The 10,745-nt window shown below is 68.9% G+C and carries 11 protein-coding genes and 1 pseudogene; 10 read left to right on the top strand and 2 right to left on the bottom strand.

Annotated elements, in window-relative coordinates:
* The first annotated feature begins 150 nt into the window (after positions 1–150).
* The 3 genes and pseudogenes from ACFWX1_RS37480 to ACFWX1_RS37470 all read left to right on the top strand — a co-directional run bounded on the left by ACFWX1_RS37480 (position 151) and on the right by ACFWX1_RS37470 (position 1,461).
* The gene (locus ACFWX1_RS37480) at positions 151–681 is read left to right on the top strand and encodes a DUF6444 domain-containing protein (protein ID WP_378394569.1); all 531 of its coding nucleotides are present in this window, start codon (positions 151–153) and stop codon (positions 679–681) included.
* A pseudogene (locus ACFWX1_RS37475) lies at positions 579–869 on the top strand (transposase); the annotation flags it as partial. The gene ACFWX1_RS37480 and the pseudogene ACFWX1_RS37475, both read left to right, overlap by 103 nt.
* A 16-nt stretch (positions 870–885) precedes the next feature.
* Complete coding sequence (locus tag ACFWX1_RS37470) at positions 886–1,461, top strand: transposase (RefSeq protein WP_378394568.1); 576 nt, start codon at positions 886–888, stop codon at positions 1,459–1,461.
* A 181-nt stretch (positions 1,462–1,642) separates the two neighbouring features.
* Here the strand turns inward: ACFWX1_RS37470 and ACFWX1_RS37465 are convergent, their stop codons facing one another.
* On the bottom strand, positions 1,643–2,104 hold the full coding sequence (locus ACFWX1_RS37465; protein ID WP_378394567.1) for a winged helix-turn-helix transcriptional regulator: 462 nt from the start codon (positions 2,102–2,104) through the stop codon (positions 1,643–1,645).
* Positions 2,105–2,189: 85 nt separating this feature from the next.
* Here ACFWX1_RS37465 and ACFWX1_RS37460 point away from each other — a divergent pair, with 85 nt between their 5' ends.
* Entirely contained in the window at positions 2,190–3,458 is a 1,269-nt protein-coding gene (locus tag ACFWX1_RS37460; protein ID WP_378394566.1) for an MFS transporter, read from the top strand.
* On the opposite strand, the gene ACFWX1_RS37455 is transcribed toward ACFWX1_RS37460, so the two are convergent.
* The gene (locus tag ACFWX1_RS37455) at positions 3,364–4,938 is read right to left on the bottom strand and encodes an FAD-dependent oxidoreductase (protein ID WP_378394565.1); all 1,575 of its coding nucleotides are present in this window, start codon (positions 4,936–4,938) and stop codon (positions 3,364–3,366) included. The genes ACFWX1_RS37460 and ACFWX1_RS37455 overlap by 95 nt on opposite strands.
* A 95-nt stretch (positions 4,939–5,033) precedes the next feature.
* Between ACFWX1_RS37455 and ACFWX1_RS37450 the strand changes: the two genes are divergently transcribed.
* The 6 genes from ACFWX1_RS37450 to ACFWX1_RS37425 all read left to right on the top strand — a co-directional run bounded on the left by ACFWX1_RS37450 (position 5,034) and on the right by ACFWX1_RS37425 (position 10,722).
* Positions 5,034–5,651 carry a TetR/AcrR family transcriptional regulator gene (locus ACFWX1_RS37450; protein WP_378394564.1) on the top strand — a complete coding sequence of 206 codons (618 nt, stop codon included), beginning with the start codon at positions 5,034–5,036 and terminating at the stop codon, positions 5,649–5,651.
* Between the two features lie 95 nt (positions 5,652–5,746).
* Positions 5,747–6,154, top strand: a complete 408-nt coding sequence (locus ACFWX1_RS37445; protein ID WP_378394563.1) for a RidA family protein — start codon at positions 5,747–5,749, stop codon at positions 6,152–6,154.
* Between the two features lie 102 nt (positions 6,155–6,256).
* Positions 6,257–7,873: an FAD-dependent oxidoreductase gene (locus ACFWX1_RS37440; protein WP_378394562.1), complete on the top strand. Its 1,617-nt coding sequence runs from the start codon at positions 6,257–6,259 to the stop codon at positions 7,871–7,873.
* Between the two features lie 69 nt (positions 7,874–7,942).
* The gene (locus ACFWX1_RS37435) at positions 7,943–8,278 is read left to right on the top strand and encodes a hypothetical protein (protein WP_378394561.1); all 336 of its coding nucleotides are present in this window, start codon (positions 7,943–7,945) and stop codon (positions 8,276–8,278) included.
* 369 nt (positions 8,279–8,647) lie between these two features.
* Positions 8,648–9,658: a pyridoxal phosphate-dependent aminotransferase gene (locus ACFWX1_RS37430; protein ID WP_378394560.1), complete on the top strand. Its 1,011-nt coding sequence runs from the start codon at positions 8,648–8,650 to the stop codon at positions 9,656–9,658.
* A 26-nt stretch (positions 9,659–9,684) separates the two neighbouring features.
* Complete coding sequence (locus ACFWX1_RS37425) at positions 9,685–10,722, top strand: hypothetical protein (protein ID WP_378394559.1); 1,038 nt, start codon at positions 9,685–9,687, stop codon at positions 10,720–10,722.
* Positions 10,723–10,745 lie beyond the last annotated feature (23 nt).

The raw sequence follows: 10,745 nt of genomic DNA, 5'->3' as shown, positions 1-10,745 counted from the left end.
CACCACTCGGTGCGCGATGCCTGGGTGCTGCTGTCGACTGACATACCTCCACGATACGCCGCCCGATCGAACATGTGTGCTATCGATCGGGTGAAGTAACTATTCAGGGCCCTTTGCTTGCTGTGGAGGGGTTTGTGGGATGATCTTGTTGTGGGAGAGGGTGTTCAGCCGTCGTATGACGAGCTGGCCGCGCTGGTGGCGGCGCAGGCGGTGGAGCTTGCGCGTGCGCGTGGGGAGATCGCCGCTTTGCGTGATGAGCTCGCTGAGTTGAAGCGTCGTCTCGGGTCGAACTCGGGGAACTCGTCGATGCCGCCGTCGGCTGATCGTTTCGGCAAACCGGCACCGAAGTCGTTGCGTGGCAAGACTGGACGCAGGCAGGGTAAGCAACCCAGTGCTCCTGGAGCGAACCTGTCGGTGGTCGAGAACCCCGACGCGATCGTCAATCACGTGCCCTCGGCGTGCGCGGGGTGCGGTGCGGGGTTGCGGCGAGCAGGTGATGTCGGAGTGGTCCGTCGTCAGGTCGTGGATCTGCCACCGGTGCGGCCGTCGGTGACCGAGCATCGTCTGCGCCGGTTGCGGTGCCGTGGGTGCGGCCATGTCACCACCGCAACCGCGCCGCGGGAGGCGCTGCGCCGGCGTGCTACGGGCCGAACGTGGCCGCGCTGGCGGTCTATCTGCTGACGTATCAGCACGTTCCGGTCGGGCTGGACGACTTCGCCGCATGCGTCGTCCGGCAGCTGCGGGCGGCGCCGGTGGCGCACTTCGACGAAACCGGTATCCGTGTCGAAGGCAAACGCTGGTGGCTGCACACCGCCTGCACCTCCACGTTGACCGCCTACCTGCCCCACCGGCTGCGCGGCGGCGAAGCGATGGACGAATTCTCCGATCCTGCGCGGCTTCCCCGGCGTCATCGTTCACGACGAATGGCTGTCCTATCAGGACTACGGACGCACCCACGCCCGCTGCAACGCCCACCACCTGCGCGAACTGGTCGCCGCGAGCGAGGCCCACCCCGAGCACACCTGGCCGCTGATCGCGATCAAAACCTTGGAACAACTCAACGACGCCGCACCCGCCGCACGCGACACCGGCCACACCGCGATCCCCGCCCCTGTCCTCAACCCGCTCGTCTCCAGGTTCGTCCGCACCGTCAACCTCGGACTACTGCTACACCCACCAGACCCCGGCCGCAAACAGAGCAAGACCCGCAACCTCCTGGTACGCCTACGCGACTACCAGGACCAAGTGCTGCGCTTCGCCCGCGACCTGCGAGTCCCGTTCACCAACAACCAAGCCGAACGCGACCTCCGCATGATCAAAGCCCAACTCAAAATCTCCGGCGGCTGGCGCACCCAACATGGCGCCCACACCTGGCTCCGCATCCGCAGCTACATCTTCACCGCCCTCCACAACGCCATCACCGGAAACCCCTGGCTACCAACAGCCACCACAATGGCCTGAACAGTTACCGGGTGAACCTGAAGAACGCACTTTTTCTTGCCGTGTAAGGGTTTTCATCCGCTTTGGCGCGACGGCGTGGGGCCGTCACGTCCGCACGAGCGCCCGCAAGGACCCCGCCGCGACACAATCATCCACAAAGGACACATCAACGACATCGGCTCCATGATGATCGGACGTCGCCTCATGAGGACTGGTCCACTTTGTACACTCGGGTGGTCTTCGCCGTGAGCGACTTGCCGTCCCGGCTTTCGGGGCGCAACTCGGCGACAGCCTTGCCGTCCACGCCTTTGAGTACGGAATGCGGCTCATCGGCACCGAAGGCGTGGCGTTCGCCCCATTGCCTCAACGCCACGATGGCGGTGAAGAGATCCTGCCCGGCTTCGGTGAGTTCATAGATGTGCCGCTTACCGCCGGGGGCGGTGCTGGTCGCGAGGATTCCGTGGTCGACGAGCTTGCGGAGGCGGTCGGTGAGGATGTTCTTGGCGATCCCGAGCCGTCGCTGGAATTCGGTGAACGTCGCCGCGCCGTCCATGGCGTCGCGGACGATCAGCAGGCTCCATCTGTCGCCCACTAGGTCGATCGTCCGGGCGACGGGGCAGGTGGGGTCGGTCCAGTCGCGGCCCCGGCCGGGCATCGTGGTCATGGGCACACCTCCGATCGGTTGCAATTTGAAACCAACGCTGCCTACGCTGACATGGTTGCATAGTGCTACCGATTGGGGATGCGTGGTGGCGGGAGTCACGAGATCGCAGCGGCTGGTCCTGGCGCTGGTGTGCGCCGTCGCGGTGTCGACGATCTACGCGATACAGCCGGTGCTGGAGGCGGTGGGCAACGACCTCGGCCTGGCTCCGGGGTCGCTGGGCTTGCTGGTCGCCGCCGGGCAGATCGGTTACTTCGCCGGGCTGGTCCTGCTGGTGCCGCTCGGGGACATGGTGAACCGTCGCCGGCTCATCACCGGACATCTGGTGCTCACGGCAGTGGGAGCCGCGACGGCGGCGGGCGCGCCGAACGGTGTCCTCGCGGCGATCGGGCTGGCGGCCGCGGGTGTGTTCGCGGTCGTCGTGCAGATAACGGTCGGCTACGTCGCCGCCGTTTCTGCGCCTGCCGAGCGGGGCGGCAACATCGGCGCGGTCACGTCGGGAGTGGTGATCGGCATCCTCGGTGTCCGTGTCCTCGCCGGTGTGCTGGGCGACACCCTCGGTTGGCGCGCGGTGTACGTGCTGCTGGCCGTGCTCTGCCTGGTGCTCGCCGTCGTCGTCCGGGCCGGGCTCCAGGCTGACACCAGGACGAGCGGCGAGCGATATGGCCGGGTTCTGGCGTCCATGGGACGTCTCGTGCTCACGGATCGCCTGTTTCTGAGCCGGGGTCTGATCGCCTTCTTTCTCTTCGCCTCCTTCGGGACGCTCTGGAGCGGGCTTTCGCTTCCACTCGGCGCCGGCCCCTGGCGCTTCGGCACCACGGAAATCGGGCTCTTCGGGCTGGCCGGCCTCGCCGGTGCGCTCGGCGCCGCCCACGCAGGAAAATGGGCCGACGGCGGTCGCGCGCAGGCGATCAGCGGGTGGTCACTGGTGCTGCTCACCGCGTCCTGGCTGCTCATCGCCCAGACCGGCGGGCCGACCCTCTGGTTTCTCATCGCGGGCATCGTGCTGGCCGACTTCGCGGTCCAGGCCGTGCACGTCAGCAGCCAGCATCTGCTGACCACAGCACATCCGAGCCGCGCCAGCAGCGTCATCGGTGCCTACATGGCCTTCTACTCCCTAGGATCCGCGTTCGGCGCGGTCACGACCACCTGGGCCTACAGTTCCTGGGGATGGTGGGCTTCCTGCTGTGCCGGCGCCGTCTACTCGCTGTCCGCGTTGGCGGTGTGGGGGCTGGCGCGGCGCAGCGTCACCGCAAGCCCGATCATCGCCCGGCCCAGCGCAGGAGCGCGGCGTCGAGCAGCTTCCGCACAGTGTCGTCCGAGCGCTCCGGATTCCGGGTGTCCGCCCAGGCGATGATCCCGTCCGGTCGCACGAGCAGGCTCGGCAGTGAGGCATCGGGAGTGGGGTCCGCGACATACGCGACCCTGCTTTCGAGCTGACGCACCGAGTCGGCGAATCGGCCGTCGGATGAGCGGTCGACGAGCACGAAGCGGCCGTCGTGGGCGTGGTCCGCGAGCCGGCCACCGGACGCCAGTTCGACGTCCCCGGCGATCGAGCCGACCGGTGCGTCCGCGTCCTCGGCGACGTCGTAGTGCTGCATGAGCCCGGAGGAAAGCGCGATCATGCGGTTCGTCGCGCCGGGCACGGTGAACAGCTCGCCGACGACCTTCCGCAGCTGCGCGGTGCGCTCGTCGCCACGCAGGAGCGCGACCTGCGCCCTCGTCCAGTCCAGCACCCACGCGCCGATCGGGTGCCGCTCGGTCTGGTACGTGTCGAGCAGTCCCGCCGGCGCCCAGCCCTTGATGGTCGCGGCGAGCTTCCAGCCGAGGTTCACCGCGTCGCCGAGACCGAGGTTCAGGCCCTGAGCACTGAACGGCGAGTGCACGTGGGCGGCGTCGCCCGCGAGGAACACCCTGCCCTGCCGGTAGGAACGTGCTTGCCGGGCGTTGTCGGACCACCGGGTCGCCCGGCCGTGGATCTTCTCGATGGTCACCGGGACCCCGGTGACCTCTCGCACAGTGCGCTGTAGTTCTTCGAGCGTGACGGGAGCGTTCTTGTCCTCCGGCTGCGGTCCGAACCGCGCGACGAGGATCCGGCCGGGGATCGGCCCGTAGGCGTAGACGCCACCCCGCGTCCAGTTCCACCCGCGGCGCAGCTCGCTCGGGTCGTCGAAGTCCGCGATGGCTTGATATCCCACCATCTCGGGGTCGGTGCCGGCGAAGTCGATGCCGAGCTGTTTGCGGAGTACGCTCCGGCCGCCGTCGGCCGCGACGACCCATCCCGCGGTGAACTCGCCCGCACTGGTCTCGACCACGACGTCAGCGTCGCCGAACAGGTCACCGCGTACCCCGTGCACTTCGACGCCGCGCCGGATCTCGGCGCCGTGCTGGGCGCAGTATTCCGCGAGCAGCAGTTCGAGGTCGTGCTGCGGCACCGCGATGCCGTTGGCCACCGCCGTGTGCGCGGCGAGCACGGGATCGTTCTGATCGACCAGATCGGCCCGGAACAGCATCCCCGCGAAATGCCCCGTGACCGGGAACCGGCGGGTCGTCTCCGTCGCCGCGTCCACAAGCTCGCGCACCGTGCGGCCCAGCTTGCCGCCCGAGAACCCGGCGGCTTCCATGCGCCGGCGATGCGACTCCTCCGCGGCGGGCAGCAGGCCGCGCCGGTCCAGGATCTCGGCACTGGCGACGTTGACCGAACCGGACTTGATCGTCGGGTCCGGCTCCCGGAGCCGCTCCAGCACCGTCACCCGCACTCCGCGAAGTGCCAGCTCGCCGGCGAGGCACAGGCCGACCGGCCCCGCTCCGACGACGATCACATCAGTCCGCTCCATGGCGCACCCCTTACCCTCGGTCAGTGGCTTTACCTAGTTACCTTACTCGGTAAGCTTACCGGGTAAATATAGCACGAGAAGGAGAAGGGTGTCCCATGGCGAATCGCGGGGATCGGGGCGGTGCGAAGACGCGAGCGCGTATCGCCGCGATCGCGAGCGAACTGTTCCTGGAGCGCGGCTTCGACGACGTCACGATCGCCGAGGTCGCCGCGGCCGCCGGGGTGTCGAAGGTGACGGTGTTCGCGCACTTCGAGCGGAAGGAGGATCTCCTGCTCGACCGTCTTCCCGACGTCATCGACGTCGTGCGGGCCGCGATCCGCGAACGAGGGGATGACGTCGGTGCCGTCGAGGCGCTTCGCCGGGCAGTCCTCGCCCTCGGCGAGGAGCGGCACGTGCTCTCGGGCCTGGGCGGGGACCTCGAACCGATCATGCGGACCATCGCGGCTTCGCCCGCGTTGATCGGGCGGCTCCGAACGTTCGCGTACGAGATCGAGACCGAGCTGGCCGCCGAACTCGACGCGGACGCGAGTTTCGCCGGGGACGGCGGGCTGGCCGCGGCCCTGCTCGTCGCCGCGTATCGGACGGTCGCCGTCGAGACGGTGCGACGCCGGCTGGCCGGAGAGGACCTCGGCGAACTCGCCACGTCGCATCGTCGGCGGGTCAACCAGGCCTTCGATGCCGTGGAACACGGACTCTCGGCGTCGCCCGCGTGACACCCGGCAGCGCACGAACCGAGTAGGAAGCCGCCATGTCCGCGGGAAGACTGTGCTAGGCAACTGAAGTCGCCGTGGACGATCGAGGAGGAACCATGATCCGGCGTTGGAACCCCGATACCGTGGCCGCACCGCTCGGGGCGTACAGCCATCTGGCGCACGTACCCGCCGATCACGAGCTGGTGGTGATGGCGGGTCAAATCGGTGTACTGCCCGAAGGTGGTCTCGCCGGTGAGGACGTGACGGCGCAGACCGAGGCGGTGTACGCCAACATCGAGCGCTTGCTCGAGGCGGCGGGCGCCGGACCGCGGCAGCTGGTGAAGGTGTTCAGCATGGTGGCGAGCACCGAGCACCTGCCGGGCTATCGCGCGGCGATGAGGGAGGTCTTCACCCGCTGGTTCCCCGACGGTGACTGGCCTGCCCACTCGATGATCGTGGTGGCCGCACTGGCGAAACCGGAACTCCTCGTAGAGGTGGAGGCGCTGGCCGCACTCCCACGCTGACCGCGGAAGCGCGCCGTTAATCAAGTAAATGGTTGACACAGGTATGTGTATGGTTGATCGTGGAGGGTGCACCGTAGGGGAGAGGGAAGGAACGCCGAAGCGATGACCGAGCCGCGCGACCACAGGACGTCCGTGCTGATCGTGGGAGGGGGCGTCTCCGGTCTGTCCACGGCGTTGTTCCTTGCCCGGCAAGGAATCCGATCGACGCTCGTCGAGCGGCATCCCACCGAGTCGATCATGCCCAAGGCGCGGGCGTTCAACCCGCGCACGATGGAGATCTACCGCGGCTACGGCCTGGAGGAGGAGATCCGGGAGCGGCGGTCCTATCTGGCCGACTTCCCGGAGATGATCGGCGCCGACACCCTGAACGGCGAGGAGCGCTTCCGCGTCGACCTGGCCGCCCACGTCGAGTCGCCTGCCGGGGTCAGCCCGACGGACTGGGCGGCGATCGATCAGGACGAGCTGGAGCGGCTGTTGCGTGTCCGCGCCTCGGAGGCGGGCGCCGACATCCGGTTCGGCACCCGGATGCTGTCCTTCGATGCCGGCGCCGACGGTGTCTCCGCTGTTGTCCGCGAGCTGGACGGCGAAGCGGAGTACCGGATCGACGCGTCCTATCTCGTCGCCGCGGACGGCCATCGTGCCGGGATCCGGGAGACGCTCGGCATCGGCGCGGATACCTTGCTGCCGCCCGTGCGGGGTTCGTACATCGTCTTCGAAGCCGACCTGACCGAGGCCGTCCGGGACCGCCGGTTCATCCTGGCCTACCTCGACCAGCCGGTGCCGGGGACCGTTCTGGTGCCCGTCGGGCCCGGCCGCTGGACCACTGGGTTCGCCTACGGTCCCGCCATCGGGGAGCGCCCGGAGGATTTCACCGAGGAGCGCTGTGCCGAGCTGACCCGCCAGGCGATCGGTCTGTCCGATGTGGACATCACCTTGCTGCCGCCCGTCCCGGGGCGGCCGGAGAAGGTCGCGCACAGCGCGGCCGGGGGCGGGGCGGTGGTCGCGCACCGCTTCCGGGAGGGCCGGGTCTTCCTCGTGGGGGACGCCGTGCACGTCGTACCGCCGACGGGTTCCTACGGTGCCAGCACCGGAATCGCCGACGCGCACAATCTGGCCTGGAAACTCGCGTCCGTCCTGAAAGGACACGCCGGCGCCGGGCTGCTGGACAGCTACGAGGCGGAGCGCCGTCCCGTCGCGCGAATCACGCTCGATCACGCCATGAACGTGCTGCGGGCACGCACGTCCGGCGGCGCCGAGGGCAACCAGGCCCTCGACGACATCACCATGATCTTCGGCTACCGCTACACGTCATCGGCCATCCACGCCGAAGACTCCTCGGCGGCCACGAGCGTCCAAGACCCCCGGACCGCCACCGGCGAACCCGGCCTGCGCGCACCGCACGTCTGGCTGGAGCACAACGGAAACCGGTTCTCGACCACCGAACTGTGCACGGATTCCTGGTCGCTCCTCGTCGGCCCGGACGGCGAGGGCTGGGAGGAGGCCGCCAAGACGGTGGCCGTCGACCTCGGCATCGACCTGCGGGTCTACCGCATCGGCGCCGAGTTGCGGGATCCCGAACAGCGGTTCCTGGCTGCCTACGGGCTCACCGCCACCGGTGCCAGCCTCATCCGCCCCGACGGCTTCGTGGCCTGGCGCGAGCCGGCCCGGCCGGACCACGGTGGCCTCCGGCAGGCACTGACGACCCTGCTCGCCAGGTAACGGCGCTTCGCCTGCCGTCCCGGGGCGGGTTACCGTCGACCACGGGGCAGCCGCGGCGAAGGAGGGCGCGTGGACGAGATCGATCTTCACGTTCACATCGGGAAGGACCTGAACGGCGACGCCGCGGTCCGCGGCATGGTCGCGTCGACGTTCGGGCTGGCCGGCGACCTTCCCGGTGTGGTCACCACGGGATGTGGGCTGCGGGTGCCGCGTGCGAAGACCTCCGCGCTCCCGGAGCGGGTCACCTGCCTGGCCTGCCGCGAACACGCCGTCCGGGAGCATCTGGGCCGGGCCGATCAGATCGAGCGCCTGGCCGGGCTGCCGGGGACGGACATCAGCGGCGCGCACGCGCGTTCGGTCGCGGATTGGCACCGCGAGCGCGCCAGGAAGTTCACCGGTTCCTGAAGCCCGCGCGGGTCCGGCGCATTTCGTTGCGTGCTGTGCAATTCATTGCGGGCTGGAATTCCGCGGTCCCGTGAAAGTGTGTGGATTTCCGCGGTGATCACCGGCTGTGCATTCATTGTCACCGATGGGGAATCTGCGATGGGTCGCGCAGGATACGCGATTTCGCGGCTGCGCGGTGCTGACAAATTCTCACAACGGGGAATCCCGTTGTTTCGTGCCGCGTAGTGCACCGGACACTCCAGGTTGGTTTGGTGATCACCTGGCTGCATGACGATCTCCCCGGTACGGGTGACGGCGACCGGAGGGCCGGTGCGCGCGGAACGTCCCCGGAAATCCGCATTGTTCGCTTTTTATTCCGAGGGACTACCTATGCCGATAATCGCGGCCGACGGGCAGGCCGGGACAATTCTGCTGGACTGGAACGAGAGTCCGTTCGGCCCACCGCCTGCCGCCATTGAGCGGATTCGGGCACACGCGCACGAGGTCCATCGTTATCCGCGCGGACTCCTGGAATCGGTCACCGCGCGCCTCGCCGCGCATTACGGTGTGGACGCGGATTCGGTGCTGCTCACCGGCGGGGTGGACGAGGCGATCGACCTGGTGCTGACCTCGGCAGGCGCCGCCTGGTACGTCACTCCGGGGTTCGACGGTTACCTCAGCCGCGCCCGCGTGCTCGGCCGGACACCGCGTCCTCTCGAACTGGACGCGGACTGGCAGCCACGGACGGCACCCGCCGACGTCGCCGCCGGCGGAGTCGTGTTCCTCGCCCAGCCGCACAACCCGACCGGGAACCTGTTCCGCCGGGAGTGGATCCACGAAGTGGCCGACGCCGCCGAGCTGATGTTGCTCGACACCACCTACGCGGACTTCGCGACCGCCCCGGTCGTCACCCTCGACGGGCACCGGAATGTCGTGCGGTTCCACAGTTTCTCCAAGGTGTACGGACTCGCCGGGATCCGGCTTGGCGCGCTCATCGGTGCCCCGGACCTGATCGCGACCCTGCGCGGCTGGCAGCGGTTCCAGTCCGTCGACTCGATCGCCCTGCACGCGGTCGACGGCGCGCTCGACGACCAGGACTACCTGCGTCGCTTCCGCACCCACGTTCTGGCGGCGCGGCCGCGCTACGTCGCCGAACTCGCCGCACAGCCGGTGTTCACGGAGGTCCGCGACACCCACACGAACTTCGTCGTCGCGTGCTGCGGGAATGCGCTTTCCGCGGCCGAGGTCGCCGACCGGCTCCTGCAGCACGGCGTCCGTGTCCGGCACTGCGACGTCCTCGGACTGCCCGGATGGCTGCGCGTGACCGTCGGCACCGCCGACGACCTCGCCGCGACGACCCACGCGCTCAGCACGCTCGACCCCCAGCCCGCCGCGCTCTGAAGGCGGAACACCCCAGAAAGGACCCCATGGTCACCCCGGATTTCGAACTTCGCCTCGTCGACGCGCTCGAGCCGATCCGCGGTCTGGCGCTCGCCAACGCACTGCACGCCCTGATGGACTCGGGCGTCTACGACACGCTGCTGGCCCAGCCCGGTCTCTCCGCCGAGGATCTCGCCGCACGGCACGGATTGGCGGCCGACCGGTTCGGCGTGCTGTGCCACTACCTGGCCAACGAAGGCTATCTCGCCGAGGACGCGGGCTGGGCACTGACGGCGAAAGCACGGGAACTCGCCGAGTTCCGGCCGTGGTACACGCTGCTCGTCGGCGGGTACGCCGGAACGTTCGCCCAGCTCGGCGCGACGCTGAAGGACGGGGCACCGTGGGCTGATCGCGACGGCGCCGAGGTGGGCGCCGGATCGTGCGGGATGAGCATGATCGATGTGCTCCCCATGGCCCACCGGCTGCTGGACACGCTGCCCACCGCGGCGCCGACGATCGTGGACCTCGGCTGTGGTGACGCCGCGTTCCTGGTGGAACTGGTGAAGGCCCGCCCGGGGCTGCGCGCGGTGGGATTCGAGCCGGACGCGGTCTCCAGCGGGCTCGCGGCGGAACGTGTCGAGCGGGAAGGCCTCACCGACCGGATCACCATCCATCGGGGGCGCGTCTCCGACGTGCTCGGCGCGGACCTGCCCGGCGACGGCTCCGTCTGCTTCCTGACCGCGTTCGTCCTGCAGGAAATGCTGGAGCAGGACGGCGAGGCAGCCGTGGAAGCCTTGCTGCGCAAGGTGATGGACGCGCATCCGGCGGCGCACTGGCTGGTGGTGGAGGTCGACCACCGGATCGACGACCGCCGCGCGATGGCCCACGCGCTCGCCCGCGCCTACTACAACCCGTACTTCCTGCTGCACGCGCTGACCGAGCAGCGGCTCGAACGCCGTGAGTTCTGGGACGCCCTCTTCGCCAGGGCGGGCCTGGAGATCGCGCAGCTCGATCACCCCGACGACCGCGTCGACTCCACCCGGTTCGAGCTGGGCTATCTGCTCCGGACACCCGCCGGCCGGTAGCCGCTCCCCAGCCCGCGAAACCT

Origin of the sequence: Amycolatopsis sp. NPDC059021, from assembly GCF_042739895.1 — a bacterium.
GTDB lineage: Bacteria > Actinomycetota > Actinomycetes > Mycobacteriales > Pseudonocardiaceae > Amycolatopsis.
Note: the sequence above shows the minus strand (reverse complement) of the source record. Positions and strands in the feature narration are given on the sequence as shown.

What these genes read in the sequence shown, in the direction of transcription:
- ACFWX1_RS37445 (WP_378394563.1), top strand. Translation starts at nt 5,747, where the DNA reads ATGATCCGGCGTTGGAACCCCGATACCGTGGCCGCACCGCTCGGGGCG.
- ACFWX1_RS37450 (WP_378394564.1), top strand. Translation starts at nt 5,034, where the DNA reads ATGGCGAATCGCGGGGATCGGGGCGGTGCGAAGACGCGAGCGCGTATC.
- ACFWX1_RS37430 (WP_378394560.1), top strand. Translation starts at nt 8,648, where the DNA reads ATGCCGATAATCGCGGCCGACGGGCAGGCCGGGACAATTCTGCTGGAC.
- ACFWX1_RS37440 (WP_378394562.1), top strand. Translation starts at nt 6,257, where the DNA reads ATGACCGAGCCGCGCGACCACAGGACGTCCGTGCTGATCGTGGGAGGG.
- ACFWX1_RS37455 (WP_378394565.1), bottom strand. Translation starts at nt 4,938, where the DNA reads ATGGAGCGGACTGATGTGATCGTCGTCGGAGCGGGGCCGGTCGGCCTG.
- ACFWX1_RS37465 (WP_378394567.1), bottom strand. Translation starts at nt 2,104, where the DNA reads ATGACCACGATGCCCGGCCGGGGCCGCGACTGGACCGACCCCACCTGC.
- ACFWX1_RS37425 (WP_378394559.1), top strand. Translation starts at nt 9,685, where the DNA reads ATGGTCACCCCGGATTTCGAACTTCGCCTCGTCGACGCGCTCGAGCCG.